The 22,785-nt window shown below is 71.9% G+C and carries 17 protein-coding genes and 1 pseudogene; 11 read left to right on the top strand and 7 right to left on the bottom strand.

What is annotated here, in order from left to right; genetic code table 11:
• The first annotated feature begins 231 nt into the window (after positions 1-231).
• From scy to OG776_RS15515, 4 genes are all read left to right on the top strand, one after another.
• Entirely contained in the window at positions 232-4,083 is a 3,852-nt protein-coding gene (scy, locus tag OG776_RS15500; RefSeq protein ID WP_329321179.1) for a polarized growth protein Scy, read from the top strand.
• Positions 4,084-4,279: 196 nt separating this feature from the next.
• Positions 4,280-5,215 (top strand): cellulose-binding protein, encoded by a 936-nt coding sequence (locus tag OG776_RS15505; RefSeq protein WP_148010500.1) that lies wholly within the window; start codon positions 4,280-4,282, stop codon positions 5,213-5,215.
• A 273-nt stretch (positions 5,216-5,488) separates the two neighbouring features.
• Positions 5,489-6,439: an ABC transporter ATP-binding protein gene (locus OG776_RS15510; RefSeq protein WP_329321181.1), complete on the top strand. Its 951-nt coding sequence runs from the start codon at positions 5,489-5,491 to the stop codon at positions 6,437-6,439.
• A gap of 2 nt (positions 6,440-6,441) precedes the next feature.
• Positions 6,442-7,212 (top strand): ABC transporter permease, encoded by a 771-nt coding sequence (locus tag OG776_RS15515; protein WP_148010498.1) that lies wholly within the window; start codon positions 6,442-6,444, stop codon positions 7,210-7,212.
• A gap of 104 nt (positions 7,213-7,316) precedes the next feature.
• On the opposite strand, the gene OG776_RS15520 is transcribed toward OG776_RS15515, so the two are convergent.
• Positions 7,317-8,204, bottom strand: a complete 888-nt coding sequence (locus tag OG776_RS15520) for a hypothetical protein (protein ID WP_329321184.1) — start codon at positions 8,202-8,204, stop codon at positions 7,317-7,319.
• A 294-nt stretch (positions 8,205-8,498) separates the two neighbouring features.
• Between OG776_RS15520 and OG776_RS15525 the strand changes: the two genes are divergently transcribed.
• The 3 genes from OG776_RS15525 to OG776_RS15535 all read left to right on the top strand — a co-directional run bounded on the left by OG776_RS15525 (position 8,499) and on the right by OG776_RS15535 (position 11,797).
• On the top strand, positions 8,499-9,389 hold the full coding sequence (locus OG776_RS15525) for a hypothetical protein (RefSeq protein WP_329321186.1): 891 nt from the start codon (positions 8,499-8,501) through the stop codon (positions 9,387-9,389).
• Positions 9,390-9,701: 312 nt separating this feature from the next.
• Positions 9,702-10,955, top strand: a complete 1,254-nt coding sequence (locus OG776_RS15530) for an ABC transporter ATP-binding protein (protein WP_329321188.1) — start codon at positions 9,702-9,704, stop codon at positions 10,953-10,955.
• The gene (locus OG776_RS15535; RefSeq protein WP_148011058.1) at positions 10,952-11,797 is read left to right on the top strand and encodes an ABC transporter permease subunit; all 846 of its coding nucleotides are present in this window, start codon (positions 10,952-10,954) and stop codon (positions 11,795-11,797) included. Before OG776_RS15530 ends, OG776_RS15535 begins: the two co-directional genes overlap by 4 nt.
• A 183-nt stretch (positions 11,798-11,980) precedes the next feature.
• Here the strand turns inward: OG776_RS15535 and OG776_RS15540 are convergent, their stop codons facing one another.
• Positions 11,981-12,313, bottom strand: a complete 333-nt coding sequence (locus tag OG776_RS15540) for an ATP/GTP-binding protein (protein ID WP_148010496.1) — start codon at positions 12,311-12,313, stop codon at positions 11,981-11,983.
• 221 nt (positions 12,314-12,534) lie between these two features.
• Between OG776_RS15540 and OG776_RS15545 the strand changes: the two genes are divergently transcribed.
• On the top strand, positions 12,535-13,563 hold the full coding sequence (locus tag OG776_RS15545; protein ID WP_329321190.1) for an LLM class flavin-dependent oxidoreductase: 1,029 nt from the start codon (positions 12,535-12,537) through the stop codon (positions 13,561-13,563).
• Positions 13,564-13,644: 81 nt separating this feature from the next.
• Here OG776_RS15545 and OG776_RS15550 read toward each other — a convergent pair whose 3' ends face one another.
• Positions 13,645-14,037 (bottom strand): SCO5389 family protein, encoded by a 393-nt coding sequence (locus OG776_RS15550; RefSeq protein ID WP_148010494.1) that lies wholly within the window; start codon positions 14,035-14,037, stop codon positions 13,645-13,647.
• A gap of 243 nt (positions 14,038-14,280) precedes the next feature.
• Between OG776_RS15550 and nucS the strand changes: the two genes are divergently transcribed.
• Entirely contained in the window at positions 14,281-14,952 is a 672-nt protein-coding gene (gene nucS, locus OG776_RS15555; RefSeq protein ID WP_187285696.1) for an endonuclease NucS, read from the top strand.
• A gap of 88 nt (positions 14,953-15,040) precedes the next feature.
• Here the strand turns inward: nucS and OG776_RS15560 are convergent, their stop codons facing one another.
• From OG776_RS15560 to OG776_RS15570, 3 genes and pseudogenes are all read right to left on the bottom strand, one after another.
• On the bottom strand, positions 15,041-17,596 hold the full coding sequence (locus OG776_RS15560; protein ID WP_329326424.1) for an ATP-binding protein: 2,556 nt from the start codon (positions 17,594-17,596) through the stop codon (positions 15,041-15,043).
• Positions 17,597-17,890: 294 nt separating this feature from the next.
• The gene (locus OG776_RS15565; protein ID WP_148010491.1) at positions 17,891-18,214 is read right to left on the bottom strand and encodes an STAS domain-containing protein; all 324 of its coding nucleotides are present in this window, start codon (positions 18,212-18,214) and stop codon (positions 17,891-17,893) included.
• A 153-nt stretch (positions 18,215-18,367) separates the two neighbouring features.
• Positions 18,368-19,217 (bottom strand): annotated as a pseudogene (locus OG776_RS15570) (3-hydroxyacyl-CoA dehydrogenase family protein).
• A gap of 413 nt (positions 19,218-19,630) precedes the next feature.
• On the opposite strand from OG776_RS15570, the gene OG776_RS15575 reads away from it, so the two are divergent.
• A complete protein-coding gene (locus tag OG776_RS15575) occupies positions 19,631-20,203 on the top strand; it encodes a cob(I)yrinic acid a,c-diamide adenosyltransferase (RefSeq protein WP_148010489.1) in 573 nt (190 codons plus the stop codon).
• 194 nt (positions 20,204-20,397) lie between these two features.
• Positions 20,398-22,236, top strand: coding sequence for a glycoside hydrolase family 18 chitinase (locus OG776_RS15580; protein WP_148010488.1), 1,839 nt, complete (start codon positions 20,398-20,400; stop codon positions 22,234-22,236).
• A gap of 15 nt (positions 22,237-22,251) precedes the next feature.
• Here the strand turns inward: OG776_RS15580 and OG776_RS15585 are convergent, their stop codons facing one another.
• Complete coding sequence (locus tag OG776_RS15585) at positions 22,252-22,698, bottom strand: DUF2550 domain-containing protein (protein ID WP_148010487.1); 447 nt, start codon at positions 22,696-22,698, stop codon at positions 22,252-22,254.
• Positions 22,699-22,785: the final 87 nt, after the last annotated feature.

Here is a 22,785-nt window from a genome sequence, read left to right on the forward strand (position 1 = left end):
CCGTCGCCGTTTCGGGGCGGCCCGGGGCCCGTCCGGCGACGGGCTCCGAGGTCGTGCCGCCGTGACGACGGCGCGGCCGAGGGCCGGGGTCCAGGTTTTCGGGGGACGAGCGTCGGGGCAGCAGCCCGTGCTCCGCTGTTGATCTGACACCATTCCCCGGGGGCACCGTTCGGCGGATGGACGGGGCTCGTTTGGAGAGACTTGCGACCAGGGGACGGATGGGACCGCGCAGTGCGGGGCTACGAACGCCAGGAGCGAGAGCCGGCGGCTGACGTCGACCACCTCTCTCGGTTCGAGGCCGAGATGGAACGGCTGAAGACCGAGCGGGAGAAGGCCGTCCAGCACGCCGAGGACCTCGGCTATCAGGTCGAGGTGCTGCGCGCCAAGCTGCACGAGGCGCGCCGCAGTCTGGCGACCCGGCCTGCCTACGACAGCGGCGGCGACCTCGGCTACCAGGCCGAGCAGTTGCTCCGTAATGCCCAGATCCAGGCTGATCAACTGCGCGCCGATGCCGAGCGCGAGATGAGCCAGGCCCGGGCGCAGACGCAGCGCATCCTCCAGGAGCACGCCGAACAGGCCGCCCGCCTGCAGGCCGAGCTGCACGCCGAGGCCGTCGCACGCCGCCAGCAGCTCGACCAGGAGCTGGCCGAGCGCCGCCAGACCGTCGAGTCGCACGTCAACGAGAACGTGGCCTGGGCCGAGCAGTTGCGCGCCCGCAGCGAGCAGCAGGCCCGCCGCCTCCTCGACGAGTCGCGGGTGGAGGCCGACCAGGCGCTGAGCGCCGCCCGCGCGGAGGCGGAGCGGATCGCGGCCGAGGCCCGCCAGCGGCTGACGAACGACGCCGAGTCGGCCCGCGGCGAGGCCGAGGCGCTGCTGCGCCGGGCCCGCACGGACGCCGAACGGCTGCTGAACGCCGCGTCCACCCAGGCCCAGGAGGCCACCGAGCACGCCGAGCAGCTGCGCAGCTCCACGGCGACCGAGTCGGACAGCGCCCGCCGTCAGGCCACCGAGTTGAGCCGGGCCGCCGAGCAGCGGATGACGGCCGCCGAGACGGCGCTGCGCGAGGCGCGGGCCGAGGCGGACAAGGTCGTCGCCGAGGCGAAGGACACCGCGGCGAAGGCCCTGGCCGGCGCCGAGTCGACCAACGAACAGCGCACCCGTACGGCGAAGGAGCAGGTCGCCCGGCTGGTCAGCGAGGCGACCAAGGAGGCCGAGACCACCAGGTCCGAGGCCGAGCAGGTGGTCGCGGAGGCCCGCGCCAAGGCCGAGAAGATCGTCGCGGAGGCCGAGGAGAACGCCCGCAGCCTCACCGCCGAGGAGACCGCCTCGCAGCTGTCCAAGGCGGCCCGTACCGCCGAGGACGTACTCAACAAGGCGTCCGAGGACGCCCGGAAGACCACGAAGGCGGCGGCCGACGAGGCGGAGCGGATCCGCACCGAGGCCGAGGCCGAGGCGGACCGGCTGCGCGGCGAGGCGCACGACATCGCCGAGCAGCTCAAGGGCAGCGCGAAGGACGACACCAAGGAGTACCGCGCCAAGACCGTCGAGCTGCAGGAGGAGGCGCGCCGGCTGCGCGGTGAGGCCGAGCAGCTGCGTGCCGACGCGAACGCCGAGGGCGAACGCATCCGCAGCGAGGCCCGGCGCGAGGCCGTCCAGCAGATCGAGGAGGCGGCCAAGACCGCCGAGGAACTGCTCGCGAAGGCCAAGGCGGACGCCGACGAGCTCCGCACGACCGCGACGACCGACAGCGAGCGCGTGCGCACCGAGGCCATCGAGCGCGCCACGACGCTGCGCCGGCAGGCCGAGGAGACGCTGGAGCGCACCCGCAAGGAGGCCGAGAACAACCGCGCCGAGGCCGTCGAGCTGGCCGAGACGATCAAGGCGGAGGCGGAGCGGGCCGCCGAGGTGGCGCGCGAGGACGCCGAGCTGGCCATCGCGGCCCGCCGGACGGAGGCCGCCGAGGAGCTGACCCGGCTGCACACCGAGGCCGAGCAGCGGCTCGCCTCGGCCGAGCAGGCGCTGAGCGACGCGCGGGCGGAGGCCGAGCGGATCCGCCGCGAGGCCGTCGAGGAGACGGAGCGGCTGCGCGCCGAGGCCGCCGAGCGGATCCGTACGCTGCAGGCGCAGGCCGAGGCGGAGGCGGTCCGGCTGCGTGACGAGGCCGCCGCGGACGCGTCGGCCTCGCGGGCCGAGGGCGAGAACATCGCCGTCCGGCTGCGTTCGGAGGCCGCGGCGGAGGCCGAGCGGCTGAAGTCGGAGGCCCAGGACAGCGCCGACCGGGTGCGGGCGGAGGCCCAGGCCGCGGCCGAGCGGCTCGCGACGGAGGGCGCCGAGACCCTGGCCGCCGCCCAGGAGGAGGCCGTCCGGCGTCGCCGTGAGGCCGAGGAACTCCTCGGTTCGGCACGCCAGGAGGCCGACCAGGAGCGCGAGCGGGCCCGCGAGCAGAGCGAGGAGCTCCTCGCCTCCGCGCGCAACCGTGTGGAGGAGGCCCAGGCCGAGGCCGTACGGCTGGTCGAGGAGGCCGACCGGCGCGCGACCGAGATGGTCTCGAACGCCGAACAGACCGCGCAGCAGGTCCGCGACGCCGTGGCCGGGCTGCACGAGCAGGCCCAGGAGGAAATCTCCGGTCTGCGCTCCGCCGCCGAGCACGCGGCGGACCGTACCCGCACCGAGGCGCAGGAGGAGGCGGACCGGGTCCGCGCCGACGCGTACGCGGAGCGGGAGCGCGCCTCCGAGGACGCCGGGCGTCTGCGGCGGGAGGCGGCCGAGGAGACGGAGGCCGCCAAGTCCCTTGCGGAGCGCACGGTTTCGGAGGCGATCGCCGAGTCCGAGCGGCTGCGCTCGGAGGCTTCCGACCACGCCCAGCGGGTGCGCACCGAGGTGTCGGACGCCCTCGCGGGCGCCGACCAGGACGCCTCGCGCACCCGCGCGGAGGCCCGGGAGGACGCGAACCGCATCCGTTCGGACGCTGCCACGCAGGCGGACACCCTCATCAACGAGGCGCGTTCCGAGGCGGAGCGGCTGACGAACGAGACGAACGCGGAGGCCGAACGGGTCCGCGCCGAATCCACCGCCAAGGCCGACCAGTTGGTCTCCGAGGCGACCGGTGACGCGGAGCGGCTGCGCGCGGAGGCCGCCGACACGGTGGGTTCCGCGCAGCAGCACGCCGAGCGGATCCGTACCGAGTCCGCGCGGGTCAAGTCCGAGGCGGAGGCGGAGGCGGAGCGGCTCACCTCGGCCGCGCGCGAGGAGGCCGACCGGACGCTGGACGCGGCGCGCCAGGAGGCCAACAAGCGGCGCTCCGAGGCGGCCGAGCAGGTCGACACGCTCATCTCGGAGACGGCGTCGGAGGCCGACAAGCTGCTGGCGGAGGCCCAGCAGAGCGCGCAGAAGACCACGGCGGACGCCGAGGGCCAGGCCGACACGATGGTGGGCGCCGCCCGCAACGAGGCCGAGCGGCTGGTCTCCGAGGCGACCGTGGAGGGCAACTCCCTTGTGGAGCGGGCCCGTACGGACGCGGACGAGCTGCTGGTCGGCGCGCGCCGGGACGCGACCGCCATAAGGGAGCGGGCGGAGGAGCTGCGGGACCGGGTCACCTCCGAGATCGAGGAGCTGCACGAGCGGGCCCGCCGTGAGTCGGCCGAGACGATGAAGAACGCCGGCGAGCGCTGCGACGCGCTCGTGAAGGCGGCCGAGGACCAGCTCGCCGAGGCCGAGGCGAAGGCGAAGGACCTGGTCGCGGAGGCCAACTCCGAGGCGAGCAAGGTGCGCATCGCGGCCGTCAAGAAGGCCGAGGGGCTCCTCAAGGAGGCCGAGCAGAAGAAGACCTCGCTCGTCGCCGAGGCGACGGAGATCAAGGCCGAGGCGATCCGGGAGGCGCGGCAGGCGGTCGAGGAGGGCAAGCACGAGCTGGAGGTGCTGGTGCGCCGGCGCTCGGACATCAACGCCGAGATCTCGCGTGTCCAGGACGTCCTGGAGGCGTTGGAGTCCTTCGAGACCCCGTCGGGCGGCAAGGACGGTGGGGTCAAGGCGGGCGCCACCGCCGGAGGGACCCGTTCGGGTGGCAAGTCGTCAGAGAGTTAGCGGCCGGGCGCCGGCCAGAAGATCCCATTCCGCACCTTTACGGACCTTTGGTGCGGACTCTGGCAAGCGCTCTGACGGCCGGCCACCCAAAAGGAGTGTCATTCTCCAGATCAAACACGTATCCGCTCGATGACACACCGCTTTGGCCCCTAGGATTCCCCCTATCACCTCACCGGTCTCATTCGACAGGAACCCCATGAGCGACACTTCCCCCTACGGCTTCGAGCTTGTGCGGCGTGGGTACGACCGCGCTCAGGTGGACGAACGCATTTCGAAGCTCGTCTCCGACCGTGACAGCGCTCTGGCCCGTATCACCGCTCTCGAGAAGCGCATCGAGGAGCTCCACCTCGAAACGCAGAACGCCCAGGCCCAGGTCACCGACGCCGAGCCGTCGTACGCGGGTCTCGGCGCGCGGGTCGAGAAGATCCTCCGCCTCGCCGAGGAGGAGGCGAAGGATCTGCGCGACGAGGCGCGTCGCGCGTCCGAGCAGCACCGTGAGCTCGCCGAGTCGGCCGCCCAGCAGGTCCGCAACGATGCAGAATCGTTCGCTGCGGACCGCAAGTCCAAGGCGGAGGACGAAGGCGTCCGGATCGTCGAGAAGGCCAAGAGCGACGCCTCTCAGCTGCGCCAGGAGGCGCAGAAGGACGCCCAGTCCAAGCGCGAGGAGGCCGACGCCCTCTTCGAGGAGACCCGCGCCAAGGCCGCGCAGGCCGCCGCCGACTTCGAGACGAACCTCGCCAAGCGCCGCGAGCAGTCCGAGCGGGACCTGGCCTCGCGTCAGGCCAAGGCAGAGAAGCGTCTCGCGGAGATCGAGCACCGCGCGGAGCAGCTCCGCCTGGAGGCCGAGAAGCTGCGCACGGACGCCGAGCGCCGCGCCCGCCAGACGGTGGAGACGGCCCAGCGCCAGGCCGAGGACATCGTGGCCGACGCGAACGCCAAGGCCGACCGGATCCGCTCGGAGTCCGAGCGCGAGCTGGCGGCGCTGACGAACCGTCGCGACTCCATCAACGCCCAGCTCACGAACGTCCGCGAGATGCTCGCGACGCTCACGGGCGCCGCGGTGGCCGCCGCGAGCACGCCGGCCGAGGACGAGCCGATCTCGCGCGGGGTGCCGGCCCAGCAGTCCCGGTAACCCGTTCCCGCTCGCGGCTGCGGCCCGCGCCCTCCTCGGGTGCGGGCCGCAGCCGTGTGCGGCGCGCGCCACGGGCACGGCGACGCGCGCACGGCGCACCGGGCTCGGCGACTCGGGCACGGCGCATCGGAGGCGGCGGCTCGGGCACGGCGCACCGGGCTCGGCGAACCGCGCCGCACGCCCCGGCGGCGACGCCGTGAACCCCGGTGAACAAGCGGCAAAGACCCGCTCGCCCGAGTAGCGCGGCCCTGGGCGCCGCCCTACCGTGGCCGCATGATCGAGCTCGAGGGGCTGACCAAGCGGTACGGCGAGAAGGTGGCGGTCGATCAGCTGTCCTTCACCGTCAGACCGGGCATCGTGACGGGGTTCCTCGGGCCCAACGGCGCCGGCAAGTCGACCACCATGCGGATGATGCTCGGGCTCGACCGGCCCACCGCGGGTGACGTACGGATCGACGGACAGCACTACGACCATCTCAAGGACCCGCTGAAGTACATCGGCGCCCTGCTCGACGCCAAGGCCATGCACGGGGGCCGCAGCGCCTTCAACCACCTGCTCTGTCTGGCCCAGAGCAACGGCATCCCGAGGGCCCGGGTGGACGAGGTCCTCGACACGGTGGGACTCACCGCGGTGGCGCGGAAGAAGGCCAAGGGTTTCTCGCTCGGCATGGGCCAGCGGCTCGGCATCGCGGGCGCGCTCCTCGGCGACCCGCGCATCCTGATGTTCGACGAGCCGGTCAACGGCCTCGACCCCGAGGGCATCCACTGGATCCGCAACCTGATGAAGTCATTGGCCGCCCAGGGGCGGACCGTCTTCGTGTCCAGCCACCTGATGAGCGAGATGGCGCTCACCGCCGACCATCTCGTCGTCATCGGACAGGGCCGGCTGCTGGCCGACACGTCCATGGCCGACTTCATCCAGCGCAACTCCCGGTCTTACGTCAGGATCCGCACCCCGCAGCGCGAACGGCTGCTCGATGCGCTGCACGAGGCCGGGATCACCGTCGTGGAGAGCGGCAGCGGCGCCCTGGAGGTGGACGGCGGCAAGTCCGAGCAGATCGGTGAGCTGGCCGCGCGTCACCAGCTCGTGCTGCACGAGCTGAGTCCCCAGCAGGCCTCCCTGGAGGAGGCCTTCATGCAGCTGACCGCGGAGTCGGTGGAATACCACGCGCACTCCGACACCCCGCCCCGCGAATGGGGCGGCGACTGGCGGAAGGAATCCTGAGCATGGCGGCCTCCCAGGTCCTCAGGTCCGAGTGGACCAAGATCCGGTCCGTTGCGTCCACGGTCTGGACACTCGGTCTCGCCGCCGTCGTCACGGTCGCGCTCGGCATCCTGATCTCGCTGCTGTCCAAGAACGAGTTCGACAAGATGAACACGAAGGACCGGCTCTCCTTCGACCCGACCTACATCAGCTTCGCCGGGATGAGCCTCGGTCAGCTCGCGATGATCGTGTTCGGCGTGCTCGTGGTCGGCAACGAGTACAGCACCGGCATGATCCGCACCTCGCTCGCGGCCGTCCCGCAGCGCGCCACGTTCCTCGTCAGCAAGGTCGCGGTGGCGACCGTGCTCGCCTTCGTGGTCGGCATCGTCACCAGCTTCGTCGCGTTCTTCCTCGGCCAGGCGACGCTCGGCACGCACCGGGCGTCGATCGGCGACCACGGGGTGCTGCGCGCGGTGATCGGCGGCGGGCTGTACATGACGCTCATCGCGGTGTTCTCGATGGGCGTCGCGACGATGCTGCGCAGCCCGATGCTCTCGCTCGGCATCCTGATGCCGTTCTTCTTCCTGATCTCCAACATCCTCGGCGCGGTCTCCGCGACCAAGAAGATCGGCCGCTATCTGCCCGACCAGGCCGGCAGCAAGATCATGCGGGTGGTCACCCCGATCGGCGACGACACCCCGTACGGTCCCTGGGGCGGCCTCGCGATCATGGTGCTGTGGGTGGCCGCGGCGCTCCTGGGCGGCTACGCGGTCCTCAAGAGGCGGGACGCGTAGGCCGGGCGGGACGGGCGGGCGGTCACGGCCGGACACGCCGCCGGTCCGGGACGGGCGGGCGGTCCGGCGGACAGGGGCGGCCCGGGAGGCGGGCTCGCGGACGGTCAGGCGACGGGGCGTGTGACGTCATCGTCGCCCGACGGCGACGGCCCCGGGATCAGCCCGTCGAAGTCCGTCCAGCCCTCCCACCGCCACACGTCCCTGTCGGCGTCGGGCTGGAGCGGCACGAAGCGGCCCAGTTCGAAGTCGCCCGCCTCCAGGTCGAACCAGCGCTCGTCGGCGACCTCGGTGCCCAGACCCACCGTCCGCGCGGTCAGCCGCACCAGCAGCTTCACCCCGTGCGAACCCGTGAGGTCCTTGCCCTGGATGTTCCTGAAGGGCAGTTCCGGCACCGGCGCCTGGACCGGTATCCACACGGTGAACGGCGCCCCGCGCTCGACCGCGAGCCAGTACCGCTCGTCGGCGGGCTCCCCCTGGGCGTCCAGGACCTTCAGCCACTGCTTGTAGATGACCAGACTGCCGTCGTGCGGGGAGCGCTCCAGATAGCGCAGATGGGCACGGGCGCGCAGATCCACGACGGACAGGTTGTCGAAGCGGTTGTAGAAGCGGACGGCGATGATCGCGTCCTCGCTGTCCGCGTGGCGCCGCGAGTAGCCCGGGAAGTCGGCGGTCCAGGCGTGCGAGATGCTCGCCCGCTGCCGCCAGACGAAGGGCCGCAGCGCGAACATCTTGATCAGCACGATGCCGAGCAGCACCGCGGGCACCAGGGCGCCGGTGACGGAGGCGACCGTGGCGAGCAGTTGATGTGCGGTGCTGTCGGGTTCGGGCGACAGACTGTCCGTGCCGACGCTGGCGCGCAGCACCGCGAGGCTGAGATCGAGCAGCCGCTCCCCGTTCGAGAACCGCTCCGCCATCGACCGCGCGGAGTGCTCGGTCAGGGTCCAGGCCGTCGCGATGACGACGGAGAGCCCGGCGAGCGCGCCCAGCGTCATCAGCAGCAGCGCGTGGACGGTCCGTCCGGCGATCCACCAGCGAACGGACGTTCGGAAGCGCGGATGCGTCCGGCCCCGTCCTGCCGCCGCCCCGCTGTCCGCCCCTTGCCTCGTGCGCCTCAACTCGCAGCCCCCGTAACCGACTTCGCGCCCACTCGTAGAATGGGACGGCATGATTCCCGGTGTCCGTTCCGGCCAACCCTGCCGCGGCGGGCGAGAGCGGGCTCCGTCCCGGGTACATCTCGCGTGAAAGGCTGTGCCCGTATCGCGCGACCACCCCCGAAGGGCGTCACCGTGACGACGAAGGACCGAAGCCTCCAGGCGCTGGGCCTGGACGACGTGCCGGCCAAGCAGCCGCTCACCTATCCGGGCCGGCCCACCCCCGAGCCCTCCCTGCTGACCGGCGGCGAGCTGCTCCAGCTCGACGTGCGGCCGCTGCGGCTCGGCGAGTGGTACGTGGAGGAGCGCGAGGCCCAGCAGCGGCTGGACGAGGCGCTGGCCGACCTCGGCCAGGCCGGCACCGGCAACCGCCATCCGGTGATCGCGGTCGGTTCGAACGCCTCCCCCGGTCAGGTCGCCCACAAGCTCACCCGGCTCGGCATCCCGGCGGCCGTGCCGATGGTGCCGGTGCGGGTGCGCGGCATCGGGGTGGGGTGCTCCGGGCACATCAGTCCGGCGGGTTACGTGGCGGGGACGCCGTACGTCGACCGGGGCGCGGCGACCACCCTGGTCGTCACCTGGCTGGACCCGACGCAGCTCAAGGCGGTCGACGACACCGAGTTCCCCGACTACCGGCGCGCGATACTGCCGGGCGACGCGTTCGAGATGACCATGCCGTCCGGGGAGCGGCTCGGCGGCGCGTACATCTACTTCAGCGCACACGGCGTGCTGGCGGACCCCGTCACCGGACGGCCGCGGCAGGGCGGCGGCGACCAGGCGGAGCTGCTCGCCGCGCTGCTCACGGACTCCGCCCGGCTGCGGGACCTGCTCGGGCCCGACCCGGCCTCCTGGGTACGACGGGCCGGAGCCGACCGCGCGCTGCGCGAGCGGGGCACGCTCGTCTTCGGTGAGGAGGGCTGGGTCCTGCCGCAGACGGACTTCCTCCCGTACGTCGACGACGCGGCGGAACTGCGCCTGTACGACGACCTGCCGCCCCTGGACGACTCGCTGCCGGCCCGGGGCTGACGCCTCACGGGAACACCGGGGCCGACGCCTCCGCCGTCCGCCGGCCGTCGCGCCCCGCCCCGGAGCGGAGGCGCGCGGCCGCCGTCCCCGCCTCACCGCCCGGCCGGTTTCCGGCCTGACCTGGGACGACGGGTACCTGACAATGGCCGCGGGCCGGAAGTGGATCACCCCGTCGTCCCCGCCCCGCCCCTCCCCCGCGTGACCTGCACGGTTTTACTTTCTCTTGAGCGGAACCGTCAGCGCCCCGATATCCTCCTAACCCTTACGGGGGCGTGCGCCCCGACGTCCTGAACCTTTCGATGGGTGCGGAGCATGATCGAGGCAGTCGGCCTGACGAAGCGCTACGGCGCCAAGACGGCCGTGTACAACCTTTCCTTCCAGGTGCGGCCGGGCGCCGTCACCGGCTTCCTCGGGCCCAACGGCTCCGGCAAGTCGACGACGATGCGGATGATCCTCGGCCTCGACAACCCCTCCTCGGGCCAGGTGACGATCGGCGGCTTCCCGTACCGCAAGCTGCCCAACGCGCCCCGCCAGGTCGGCGCGCTCCTCGACGCCAAGGCCGTGCACGGCGGCCGGCACGCCCGCAACCACCTGCTCTGCCTCGCCCAGCTGTCGGGCATCCCGGCCCGCCGGGTGGACGAGGTGCTCGGCGTGGTCGGTCTGCAGGACGTGGCCAGGAAGCGCTCCAAGGGCTTCTCGCTCGGCATGGGCCAGCGGCTCGGCATCGCCGCCGCGCTCCTCGGCGACCCGCAGGTGCTGCTCTTCGACGAACCCGTCAACGGCCTCGACCCCGAGGGCATCCTCTGGGTCCGCAACCTCATGAAGGCGCTCGCGGCGGAGGGCCGTACGGTCTTCGTCTCCTCGCACCTGATGAGCGAGATGGCGCTGACCGCCGACCACCTGATCGTGATCGGCCGCGGCCAACTGCTCGCCGACCAGAACATCAAGGACTTCATCTCCCACAACTCGGCCGACTTCGCCCGGGTCCGCACCCCGGACTCGGAGCCGCAGCAGCGCGAGAAGCTGACGGCCGCGCTGACCGAGGCGGGCGGCCAGGTCCTGCCCGAGCAGGACGGCGGCCTGCGGGTCACCGGGCTGCCGCTGCCCCGCATCAGCGACCTCGCGCACGCCGCCGACGTCCGCCTGTGGGAGCTGTCGCCGCACCAGGCCTCGCTGGAGGAGGCGTACATGCGGATGACGCAGGGCGCCGTCGACTACCGCTCGACGATCGACCAGCGGGCCGGACTCCAGCAGGAGCTGCCGCCCGGCGCGATGCCGCCGCCGCAGCTGCCGGTTCCGGGCCAGGGTCAGCCGGGCTGGTACGCGCCTCCGCCGCCCCAGCAGGGCGGGCAGCCCTTCGCGATGCCCCCCGGAGCGCCCCAGGCGGGCCCGTACGGCGCTCCCGGCGGCCCGGCCGCCGGCCAGGGTCCCTACGGCGCTCCGCCCGCCCCTGGCGGCGCGGACGCCAATCCGTACGCCCAGCCCGCGCCGCAGGCCCCGGCGCAGCCGCCCGCGGCCCCCGCCGCGCCCGCCCCCGACCTCACCAAGCCCGAGGACGCCCGATGAGCACGCCCCAGCCGCCGATGCCGCAGCCGACCGCCGCTGCCCCCCACTGGCAGGGGGCGCCGGGCGCGTCGTACACCTCGCCGATCCCGGTCACCCGCACCCACCTCGGGCACGCGCTCACCTCCGAGTGGACGAAGATCAGGTCGGTGCGCTCCACGTTGTGGACGCTCGGCATCTTCCTGCTCCTGGTCATCGGCATCGGCTTCCTGGTCGCCGCCCAGACCAGGGACTCCGACTTCGGCGACGTGCCGTACACGATCCCGGCCTTCTTCGGCCTGATCCTCGGACAGATCTGCCTGATCACGCTCGGCGTCCTGGTGGTCTCGTCCGAGTACGGCACGGGCATGATCCGGACCACCTTCACGGCCTCGCCGCAGCGCCACCGGGTGCTCGCCGCCAAACTGATCATCTTCTTCGTCGTGGCCTTCGCCGTCTCGGCCTTCGCGATCGGCCTGGTCGGCCTGATCACCTCGGGGATGCACAGTGACGCCTCGGACGTCCCCTGGGGCGGCACGGTCCTCAAGGGCGCGCTCTACGTCTCCCTGCTCGGCGTCCTCGCGCTCGCGGTGGGCTCGATGCTCCGGCACTCGGCGGGGGCGATCACCACGATGCTCGGCGTCGTCCTGGTGCCCGCGATCATGCCCGCGTTCCTGATGATGTCCGACAGCATGCGCACGATCGGCGAGAAGATGCAGGAGTACAACGCTCCCAACGCCCTCGCCAGGATCTTCGAGCTGGACAGCGACCACGGCACCGGCGGCGCGCAACTCGGCCTGCTCGTCGGGGTGACGGCGGCGGCGATCGTCGCCGCGTTCGTCCTGCTGGAGCGCCGCGACGTGTGAAGTCGCCCAGGCCGTGTCCGCGAAGTCGCGTCGTCCGCCCGGAGGGCGGGCCCGGCGGCGTCTGGTGCGTGCTCTCGGCGTGCCGGGCGCAGGCCCTCGTACTGGACGTACTCGGGACTTCGCCCGGTGCGGCGAGAGTACGTGCCAGGCGTCGCCGGGCAGACGCGACTTTGCGGACGCGGCCTAGAACCTGGGCGAGTTACGGGACCGCTGCACGCGTGTGGTGCGGCGGTCCTTCGCGTTCCAGCAGGCCTTGTGCCAGTGCCGTCGCTCGTCCACGCCCGAGTGCTCGGGCCAGGCCACCACGTGCGGGAGCCCGGAGGGGATCATCTGGTCGCAGCCCGGGCAGCGGTAGGTCTTGCCCTCCGCGCTGGCGCCCGCCACATGACGCACGCACCACTCATCGCCCTGCCAGCTCTCCGTGGCCTGCCAGCCGCCGTACCGCCCGGCACGGTCGTCCTCCGCGCTCCGGCCGGAGGGGTCAAAACCCTTGGAGCGGTTGCGACGCGGGGACACAGGACACCTCACGGAGCTGTACAGGGGGCAGGGACCTCATCCAGCCTACGCGGCGCCTACGGGGGTAGGCGTACCTCACCAACCGGCCCGGATCGCCCTCCCGTCGGAGCATTCTGCAGACAATCCTGAAATCTCTCCGACAAGCCGTGTCCTCGGCACGTGTCGGACGGTTATGCCGGTCGGGGGAGCTCCGCGTCGGAGCCGAGGAAGCAGGAAGCACCATGCACGTGGGAAGTTTTGTACTGGCGGCCCAGTTCCCCGGACAGGGCCAGGGAGAGGCGCTGCACCGGGCGGTACGGACGGCGGAGGTCGCGGAGGCGGCCGGGCTCGACGCGGTGTGGCTGGCCGAGCACCACTTCGTGCCGTACGGGACGTGCCCGTCGGCCGTCACCCTCGCCGCCCTGCTGCTCGGCCGCACCAGCCGTATCCGGGTCGGCACAGCGGTGAGCGTACTGCCCACCGTCCACCCGGTGGCGCTCGGCGAGCAGGCCGCGCTGCTGCACATGACCTCCGGCGGCCGCTTCTCGCTGGGCGTGGGCCGCGGCGGTCCCTGGGTCGACCTGGAGGTCTTCGGCGCGGGCCTGGAGGCGTACGAGAAGGGGTTCCCCGAATCACTCGATCTGCTGGTGCGCTGGTTGCGCGAGCCGTCCGTGGAGGCCCGCGGCGAGCGGTTCTCCTTCCGCGAGGTCCCCGTCGTCCCCCGGCCCTCGGAGGCACTGAGCTGCTCCCCCGGTCCCGAGGTCGTGGTCGCCTGCACCTCACCGGCGAGCGTGCGGCTGGCCGCCGAGCGGGGACTGCCGATGCTCCTCGGCATGCACATCGGTGACGAGGAGAAGGCCGAAATGGTGACCCTGTGGCGGCAGTACGCGCGTGTGGCGGGACGCCCCGCGGACGAGATCCGGACCGCGGCCCATGTGTCCGCCGGCGTCTGCCAGATCGCGGACCGCCGCACCGACGCCGTGGAGACGCTCCTGAAGGCGATGCCGGGCTGGCTGAAGCAGGGACTGGACGCCCATGTGACGGTCGACGGCCGCGCGCGCTCGATGCGGGACCCGCACGCGTACACCGAACTGCTCTGCGGGCTGCACCCGGTGGGCACCCCCCGGCTGTGCGCGGACCGGCTCGCGGCGACCGCGGAGCGGACCGGCATCTCCCGCTTCGCCCTGCTCGTCGAGGGGTCGGGGGATCTGGCGGCCACGGAGGAGAACGTGCGCAGGCTCGGTGCCGAGGTGCTCCCGCACCTCGGCTGAACCTCGCGCGCGGGAAGCTTGCCGCCCCGGTACAGATGCACCTCCCGCGTACGGAGCGGCAAGCAGTGCGGCTTCAAGGCGTCAGCAGTCGCGGAACTCCGGTGACTGGTTCAGCACCTGACTGCGCACCGAGGTGAAGCGTGCCAGCGTGTCGTCCACTGAGGCGTCCAGCGGGAACACCGCCACCCGGTGGCAGTTCTGGAAGGCCAGCCGCACACCGAAGTGCCGCTGCAGCGCGCCGCGTATCGCGTCACTCGCGAGCGCACGCAGCAGCTGGCCACGTGCCTGCTCGTCCGGCGGAGGCGTCTGGTTGTCGGCGAAGTTGCCGCCGTCCACCTTCAGCTGAGCCACCAGGGAGCTGATCATCTCCCATGCGTAGGGCAGGGAGGTCCGGACGCAGTCGACGAATTCAGCTTCGTCGACCTCGCCTCGCTCGGCCTTTTCGAGTAGGGCCGGTGAGACGTCGAGCGACATGGGTTCTCCTCTCGCACCCCCAGAGCGCGGGGGTTGCCGGACAGATGAGGGAACTCGCGATCTCCAACACGCTGAGTACACGCATCGCGACCTCCCGTTTATACGGTAAGCAACGGGCGGTGACGGCACCAGGAGAATGCGCACAAAGTGAACTCCCTCTAGGCACACAATCAGCCACCACCGAACAGGCGTCTTCCAGGGCGAATCGCGTGGACCCACGCCCGTCGAGTAGCGTTGCCGACCATGCGTCTCGTCATTGCCCGCTGCTCCGTCGACTACGCGGGCCGGCTCACCGCCCATCTCCCGTCGGCACCCCGTCTCATCCTGGTGAAGGCGGACGGCAGCGTCTCCATCCACGCGGACGACCGCGCCTACAAGCCCCTCAACTGGATGTCGCCGCCCTGCACGTTGAAGGAGGGCGCGGGCGAGGAGGAGGGCGTCTGGACCGTCATCAACAAGGCGGGCGAGAAACTGATCATCACGATGGAGGAAATCCTCCACGACTCCTCGCACGAGCTCGGCGTGGATCCCGGCCTGATCAAGGACGGCGTGGAAGCGCACCTCCAGGAGCTCCTCGCGGACCGCATCGACACCCTCGGCGAGGGCTACACGCTCATCCGCCGCGAGTACATGACGGCCATCGGCCCCGTCGACATCCTGTGCCGCGACGCCGAGGGCGGCACCGTCGCCATCGAGATCAAGCGCCGCGGTGAGATCGACGGCGTGGAGCAGCTCACCCGCTACCTCGAACTCCTCAACCGGGACCCGCACCTCGCGCCGGTCCGCGGCATCTTCGCCGCCCAGGAGATCAAGCCGCAGGCCCGCGTCCTCGCCACCGACCGCGGCATCGGCTGCACCGTCCTGGACTACGACGCGCTGCGGGGCATCGAGGACGACAAACTGCGCCTGTTCTGACGCCCGCCGACGCCCGCAGGGCGCGCACGGACGAACGACGGAGGGCCGGGTCCGCGGACGGACCCGGCCCTCCGTGCCGTTCCCTGCCTCAGATCACCCCGCCGCTCGGGAACCCGGCGTCGCCGTCCCCCGGCACACCCGCGGAACCGCTCACCGGGGCGCCGACGGTGGCGCTGCTCACCGGGGCGCCGGAGGCGGGACCGCTCGCGGTGTCCGAGGTGGACGGCGACATCGACGGGGAGGTGCTGTCCGAGGGCGTGGCCGACGGAGTCGACGACTTCGTCGGGGAAGAACTCGCGGACGGCTTCGACGAGTGCGTCGGCGGCTTGGTCGTGGGCGATTTCGAGGGTGACTTGGACGGCGACTTCGAGGGTCCGGCGCCCGACCCGTGCGTGCCGCTCGGGTCGTCCGACGGCTTCCCGTCGGCCGGCGGCGTCGGGTCGTCCGAGGTCCCGTACGTGCCGTCGGGACCGGGATCGGTCGGTGTGCTCACCGCGCCGGAAGCGCTCCCGCCGTCGTTGCCGCCCTTCTTCGCCGTGTCCGCGCCGGCGTCGTCGTCGGAACTCTGGGTCACCGAGGGGTTCACGCCGACCTTCTCGGACGGGGTGTCGCTGTTGTTGTCCGAGGTCGCGCCGAGGGTCACCACCGTGCCGAGCACGGCCACCAGGAGCGCGCCCGCGCCCGCCGCGACCAGATTGCGCCGGGCACCGCTCACGAGTCGGCCGCCGAGCCCGACGCGCTTGTCGGGACCCGGCTGCGGCCGGTGACCGATCAGCGTCGAGGTATCGCCGTACGGATCGGACAGCGCCACCGCGGGGAACGCGGCGGGCACCCCGCCGGGCGGCCGGGGCGACTCCTCGTGGCGCGCGTCGGGCACCTCCTCGGCCGCCGTCACCCCCAGGACGGGCAGCACCTCGCCCGAGCGGTCGGCGACCAGGGCGAGGGCACGGCGGCCCGCCACGGTGCCCCGCTTGTCCGCGAGGACGCCGCGCAGCCCGATGGAGGCCTCCAGCTCGGCGCGGGCCCGGTCCAGCTGGCCGCCGCAGAGCGCGAGGATGCCCAACTCGTGGTGGAAGTAGGCTTGTTCACCGACCTCTCCGGAGAGCTGGGCGGCTTCGGCACCGGCTCGCAGGGCCCGCTCCCAGGCGCTCCAGTGCAGCCCGGCGGCGAACGCGGGCGCGGCCGTACGGGCCAGCAGCACCGCGGGGTTCTCGTCCCCCTCTTCGGCCGGGGCCGTGCTGAGCGGGACCAGCACCCCGAGCGCGGCGAGCACGGCGTCGGCCTCGGCGCAGACCCGCTCCGGGGTGACCGAGGGGTGGCCGGCCCACCAGGTGTAGTGCTGGGCCGCGGCACGGGCCTGCTCGTCGATGTCGTCGGCGTATCCGGCGGTCTCCAGCTGGGCCTGCACACCGGCGGCGAGCCGGTAGCGGGGGCCGACCGGGGAGACCAGCGAGCAGCTCGCCAGTTCGGCGAGCGCGGCGTCGGCGTGGGTGTCGCCCATGAGGGCGGGCAGGTGCGCCTGGTGCGGCACCTCGCCCCCCAGGGCGACGGCGAAGCGCAGGGTGGCGCGGGCCGACTCGCTGAGCCGGGACGCGAGCAGTGAGGCGGGTGCGGCGCCCTCGCCGAGCGAGGGCAGCGGTATCGCGGTACCGCCGTCGTCGCCGTCGCCGTCGCCGTCCGGGGCCGCGTCGGGCGGGGTGTCCTCGAAGTAGCCGTACGCGTCGAAGGCGCTCGGATCGGCGCTCAGCTGGTCGCGCTGCCGCAGCAGGGCACCGGCCTGCATGAAGCGCAGGGGAAGTCCCTCGGACTCGAACCAGAGGTCGCCCGCCCAGTTCGACTCCTCCTCGGTGAGCGGGCGTCCGACGGCCCGCTCCAGCAGTTCCAGACCGCCGGCCCGCCCGAGACCGCCGAGGTCCACCTCTTCGAGGACGGAGTCGGCGGAGGACGCGGGGACGTCGGGGGTGGTGGCGACGAGGAAGGCGCACTCGGGTGTGGCGTCGAGGAGCTCCTCCAGCGCGGCGCCGCCGATCTCCGCGTCGTCGAGGACGACGACCGCGCCGATGGTGTGGACGAGTTCGCCGAGCTCTTCCTGTGGCAGCCGGTGCAGCGGCGCGCGGTACACGGCGGCGAAGAGGTCGTGCAGGAGGTCGTTCGCACCGCGCCGGTAGCCGGAGAGGCGGACGACGCCGTCGGGCGCGAGGTCCGCGCAGTCCTCGGCGACGGCGTCGAGCAGGCTGGTGCGGCCGGAGCCGGCGGGGCCGGTGAGGCGCACGGAGCGTCCGCGGGCCAGCAGGCGGACCAGCTTTTCGCGTTCCTCCTGGCGCTCCAGGAGAGGCAGCCGGGGCTGGGCCGGGCCCGCCGGTACGGGCGGCTGGGCCGCACGGCCCAGTTCGGCGCGTTCCGCGGCGGTGAACTTGACCGGGCGCTGCGGACGCTCGTCGGGCGGGCAGGTCTTTATCTCGCTGCCGTCGACGGGATTGACGGTGAGCAGGAAGTCGCCCGAGACCAGCTGGACCGTACGGACCAGTGCGGGTGTGTGCTGGCTCAGGTCCGCGGCGAGCGGGTCGCGCGGCGGGCGCGGGCGAGGCGCCCGACCGTCGTCGCCATGGACGTACTCCTCGGGTCCCCGGGTGTTCGGGTCCATGTTCCAAGCCCCCCAAAAGCGTCGTGTGCCGAGCCCCTCCCGGCCGTGCACCGCGCTGTCGCTTCTGGTCCGGTGCCCGCTCTCAGGGTTTCGGGCGGCGGGCAGCCGAACCCTAAACCTTCGCACAGTATCCAGGAACAGCCGGGGTACCGCGCGGCCCGAGACGTCACAGCTTCATGAGGATTGTGCGCGTCGTACGTTTCGTACGCCGCTCAGGTGGTACGTCGCCCGGGGCGTGCGCGCGGGGGCCCGCACGCCGGGGCGCGCCCGGGCCGCGGAGGGAACCGCCGCCGGTCACACCCGGGGCAGGGACTCGACCCCGATGCCGCCCTCGATCGCGAGGATCCGGTGCAGCCGGGTGGCCACCAGCAGACGCTGCATCTGCGGTGGCACGCCGCGCAGCACGAGCCGGCGGCCGCACCGCCCGGCCCGCCGGTGGGCGCCCATGATGACACCGAGTCCGGTGGCGTCCCAGGAGTCCAGCCCGGACAGGTCCAGCACCAGGTCGCCGGTTCCGTCGTCGACGGCCGAGTGCAGGACCGTACGGGCGTCCGCCGCGCTGCGTACGTCGAGGCGGCCCCCGACGACCACCTCGGCGTGGTCGCCCCTGATGTACATATGCGCTCCCCGGGAGTGCGTCTCGTACGCTGCGTCAGCCTGCGTCTTCCGTGTGCACCGTCTGACTGCCCTGAGGGCTCAGAGGTTGCCGTCTGTAAGCGAACCGATACCGAATTCACCTCATGGGGTGATGCTCCAGAGGCGCACGCGGTTTCAGTGCTTGTAGAAGCCCTGCCCGCTCTTGCGCCCGATGTCACCGGCGTCAACCATCCGGCGCATCAGCTCCGGCGGGGCGAACTTCTCGTCCTGGGTCTCGGTGTAGATGTTTCCGGTGGCGTGGAGCAGGATGTCGACGCCGGTCAGATCGGCCGTGGCGAGCGGACCCATGGCGTGTCCGAAGCCCAGCTTGCAGGCGAGGTCGATGTCCTCGGCGCTCGCCACGCCGGACTCGTACAGCTTGGTGGCCTCGACCACGAGAGCCGAGATCAGACGGGTCGTCACGAAGCCGGCCACATCACGGTTGACGACGATGCAGGTCTTGCCGACGGACTCTGGCGAACTCCTTCGCGGTGGCGAGGGTCTCGTCGCTCGTCTTGTAACCGCGCACCAGTTCGCACAGCTGCATCATCGGCACCGGCGAGAAGAAGTGGACACCGACGACCCGCTCCGGGTGCTCGGTGGCCGCCGCGATCTTGGTGATCGGGATCGCGGAGGTGTTGGAGGCGAGGACGGCGTCCGGGCGGACGATCTTGTCCAGGGTCCGGAAGATCTCGTGCTTGACCTCGAGCTTCTCGAAGACCGCCTCGACCACGACGTCCGCGTCGGCGGCGGCGTCGAGGTCGGTCGTCGGGGTGATCCGGGCGAGCGCGGCGTCGGCGTCGTGCGCCTCCAGCTTCCCCTTGCTCACGAACCTGTCGTAGGAGGCCTTGATACCGTCCGTGCCACGCTTCAGCGCCTCGTCGGTGACGTCGCGCAGAACGACGTCCCAGCCCGCCTGCGCGGACACCTGGGCGATGCCGGACCCCATCAGGCCGGCTCCGATGACGGCGAGCTTACGTGCCACTGTGCGACTCCCCTGACGCGCTGTAAATGTCTGCCTCTGGGCGGACCCTAGCGCCCGTGAGGGCCCGTGTGACCGGTAAGTAATGCGCGTCACGTCTCATCTGACGGACATCACACCGGATGGCTCACCCCGCCTCGCGCATCCCGCAGTTGGGCGCCTTCCCGCCCAACAGGTCCCGGCTCCGGCGGGGAAGGACGACCGTCCCGCGGAGCGCTTCGTCCGCATTCCGGCCGGCCTTCACCTCGCCGCCCACCGCCCGCCGGACGGTCCGGCGGCGGGTCCGGCGAGCGCCTCCTCGGCCCACCGCGCCGCCCGGTGGCCTCGCGCCCCTCGCCGGCACGGTCCCGCCGCGCCCTCCGTGACGACGGGCACACCTGCCTTCCCCAGGGCCGGGGCCTAACTACGCTGACCCCATGGTCAATCTGACGCGCATCTACACCAGGACCGGCGACCAGGGCACCACCGCCCTCGGGGACATGAGCCGGGTCCCCAAGACGGATCTGCGGATCTCGGCGTACGCGGACGCCAACGAGGCGAACGCGGTGCTCGGTACGGCGATCGCGCTCGGCGGGCTCGGCGAGGACGTCGTCACCGTCCTCACCCGGGTGCAGAACGACCTGTTCGACGTCGGCGCCGACCTGTCGACCCCCGTCGTCGAGAACCCCGCCTACCCGCCGCTGCGCGTCGAGCAGTTCTACATCGACCGGCTGGAGGCGGACTGCGACCGCTTCAACGACGAACTGGAGAAGCTCCGCTCCTTCATCCTGCCCGGCGGCTCACCCGGAGCGGCGCTGCTGCACCAGGCGTGCACGGTGGTGCGGCGGGCCGAGCGCTCGACCTGGGCCGCCCTGGAGGTGCACGGCGACCTCATGAACCCGCTGACGGCCACCTACCTCAACCGCCTCTCCGACCTGCTCTTCATCCTGGCCCGGACCGCCAACAAGGCGACCGGCGACGTCCTGTGGGTACCCGGCGGGGAGCGCTGACGCGCTCCGGTCCGACGAAGCGGCTTGGGCCCGGTGGCTGACCACCGGGCCCAAGCCGCTTTTCCGTGGCGGGAGTTGGGCTCCGGCGCGACACCATGGTCACTGGTCCAGACCTATTGACCTATGGTCCAGACCTTTCTATCCTCACCGCACTGCGCTCAGTCATGCCCACGACACCCCCGAGGAGAGGCATCATGCGCTTCCGGCACAGAGCCCGACAGAAAACCCTGGCAGGTCTCACCACCCTGCTCCTCCCCCTCGCCGCCCTCGTCGGCCTCGCGAGCCCCGCCTCCGCGGCCGGCTCCGCCACCGCCACCTACACCAAGACCCAGGACTGGGGTACGGGCTTCGGTGGCCAGTGGACCGTCAAGAACACCGGCACCACGGCCCTGAGCTCCTGGACGATCCAGTGGGACTTCCCCTCCGGCACGTCCGTCACCTCGGCCTGGGACGCCGACGTCACCAACTCCGGCACCCACTGGACCGCCAAGAACAAGTCGTACAACGGCACCCTCGCGGCGGGCGCCTCCGTCACCTTCGGCTTCAACGGTGCAGGCTCCGGCTCCCCCTCCAACTGCACCCTCAACGGCGGCAGTTGTGACGGAGGGACCACCGTCCCCGGCGACAACCCGCCCTCGGCGCCCGGCACCCCCACCACCTCCGCCCTCACCGACACCTCGGTGAAGCTGTCCTGGAGCGCGGCCACCGACGACAACGGCGTCAAGAACTACGACGTCCTGCGCGGCGGCGCCAAAGTCGCCACCGTGACCGGTACGACCTACACGGACACCGGCCTGACCGCCGGCACCGACTACTCGTACACCGTCCAGGCCCGTGACACCGCCGACCAGACCGGCCCGGTCAGCGGCGCGGTCTCGGTGCACACCACCGGTGGCACCACCACCCCGCCGCCCACCGGCAAGGCCGTCAAGCTCGGCTACTTCACCGAGTGGGGCATCTACGGCCGCAACTACAACGTCAAGAACCTGGTGACGTCCGGCTCGGCCGCCAAGATCACACACATCAACTACGCCTTCGGCAACGTCACCAACGGGCAGTGCGCGATCGGCGACTCCTACGCCGACTACGACAAGGCCTTCACCGCCGACCAGTCGGTCAGCGGCGTCGCCGACACCTGGGACCAGCCGCTGCGCGGCAACTTCAACCAGCTGCGCGAGCTGAAGGCCAAGTACCCGAACATCAAGATCCTGTGGTCCTTCGGCGGCTGGACCTGGTCCGGCGGCTTCGCCCAGGCGGCGGCCAACCCGACCGCCTTCGCGAACTCCTGCTACAACCTGGTCGAGGACCCGCGCTGGGCCGACGTCTTCGACGGCATCGACATCGACTGGGAGTACCCGAACGCCTGCGGTCTGTCCTGTGACACCAGCGGCGCCGCAGCCTACAAGAACCTGATGCAGGCCCTGCGCGCCAAGTTCGGGACGAGCAACCTGGTCACCGCGGCCACCACCGCCGACGGCACCTCCGGCGGCAAGATCGACGCCGCCGACTACGCGGGCGCCTCGCAGTACGTCGACTGGTACAACGTGATGTCGTACGACTTCTTCGGCGCGTTCAACGCCCAGGGGCCGACCGCCCCGCACTCCCCGCTCACCTCGTACAGCGGCATTCCCACGCCCGGCTTCACCACGGCCGACGCGATCGCCAAGTTCAAGGCGAAGGGCGTGCCCGCGAGCAAGCTGCTCATCGGTATCGGCTTCTACGGCCGCGGCTGGACGGGTGTCACCCAGGTCGCGCCGGGCGGCACGGCGACCGGTCCCGCGGCGGGAACCTATGAGCAGGGCATCGAGGACTACAAGGTCCTCAAGACGTCCTGCCCCTCCACCGGCACCGTCGCCGGCACGGCGTACGCCTTCTGCGGCAACAACTGGTGGTCGTACGACACCCCGGCCACCATCGGCTCGAAGATGTCGTGGGCCAAGGGCCAGGGCCTCGGCGGCGCGTTCTTCTGGGAGTTCAGCGGCGACACCAGCAACGGTGAGCTGGTGAGCGCCCTCAGCGGCGGACTGTCGTAAACCCTTACGAAGGACTCAGGCGACGTTGACGCGCTGACCGGGCGGGGCTGCCTCCAGCCACGCGAGGAAACCGGTCAGCGCGTCCTCGCTCATCGCCAGTTCCAGCCGGGTGCCGCGGTGCACACAGGCCAGGATGATCGCGTCGGAGAGCAGCGCGAGCTCCTCCTCACCGTCCGGAGCGCGCCGGCCCGCCACCTCGATCGCCGAACGCTCCAGCGTCCGGCGCGGGCGGGGTGAGTACGAGAAGACCCGGTACCACTCGATGCGGTCGCCGTTGTAGCGGGCGACGCCGTAGCCCCAGCCCTTGCCGCTGGTGTCGCTCTTCTCGGGCACGTCCCAGCGCAGGCTGCAGTCGAAGGTGCCGCCGGAACGCTGGATGAGCCGGCGGCGGAGGCCGAAGACGAACAGCCCCACCACCACGAGGGCCACTACCAATCCGCACACAGTCAGAGCGAGGACCATCGACACCGACCTCCTCGTCTCCTAGGTAACGGAAAAGAAAAAACCTCCGCATTCGCCTCAGCCGCGGCCGGGGCCGGAAGATTCCGG

The sequence above is a fragment of the Streptomyces sp. NBC_01689 genome, from assembly GCF_036250675.1.
GTDB lineage: Bacteria > Actinomycetota > Actinomycetes > Streptomycetales > Streptomycetaceae > Streptomyces.

Coding starts and splice junctions, on each gene's coding strand:
- OG776_RS15505 (WP_148010500.1), top strand. CDS start 4,280: ATGAGCGACACTTCCCCCTACGGCTTCGAGCTTGTGCGGCGTGGGTAC.
- OG776_RS15580 (WP_148010488.1), top strand. CDS start 20,398: ATGCGCTTCCGGCACAGAGCCCGACAGAAAACCCTGGCAGGTCTCACC.
- nucS (WP_187285696.1), top strand. CDS start 14,281: ATGCGTCTCGTCATTGCCCGCTGCTCCGTCGACTACGCGGGCCGGCTC.
- OG776_RS15510 (WP_329321181.1), top strand. CDS start 5,489: ATGATCGAGCTCGAGGGGCTGACCAAGCGGTACGGCGAGAAGGTGGCG.
- OG776_RS15550 (WP_148010494.1), bottom strand. CDS start 14,037: ATGTCGCTCGACGTCTCACCGGCCCTACTCGAAAAGGCCGAGCGAGGC.
- OG776_RS15585 (WP_148010487.1), bottom strand. CDS start 22,698: ATGGTCCTCGCTCTGACTGTGTGCGGATTGGTAGTGGCCCTCGTGGTG.
- OG776_RS15560 (WP_329326424.1), bottom strand. CDS start 17,596: ATGGACCCGAACACCCGGGGACCCGAGGAGTACGTCCATGGCGACGAC.
- OG776_RS15575 (WP_148010489.1), top strand. CDS start 19,631: ATGGTCAATCTGACGCGCATCTACACCAGGACCGGCGACCAGGGCACC.
- OG776_RS15565 (WP_148010491.1), bottom strand. CDS start 18,214: ATGTACATCAGGGGCGACCACGCCGAGGTGGTCGTCGGGGGCCGCCTC.
- OG776_RS15545 (WP_329321190.1), top strand. CDS start 12,535: ATGCACGTGGGAAGTTTTGTACTGGCGGCCCAGTTCCCCGGACAGGGC.
- OG776_RS15520 (WP_329321184.1), bottom strand. CDS start 8,204: ATGACGCTGGGCGCGCTCGCCGGGCTCTCCGTCGTCATCGCGACGGCC.
- OG776_RS15535 (WP_148011058.1), top strand. CDS start 10,952: ATGAGCACGCCCCAGCCGCCGATGCCGCAGCCGACCGCCGCTGCCCCC.
- OG776_RS15515 (WP_148010498.1), top strand. CDS start 6,442: ATGGCGGCCTCCCAGGTCCTCAGGTCCGAGTGGACCAAGATCCGGTCC.
- OG776_RS15530 (WP_329321188.1), top strand. CDS start 9,702: ATGATCGAGGCAGTCGGCCTGACGAAGCGCTACGGCGCCAAGACGGCC.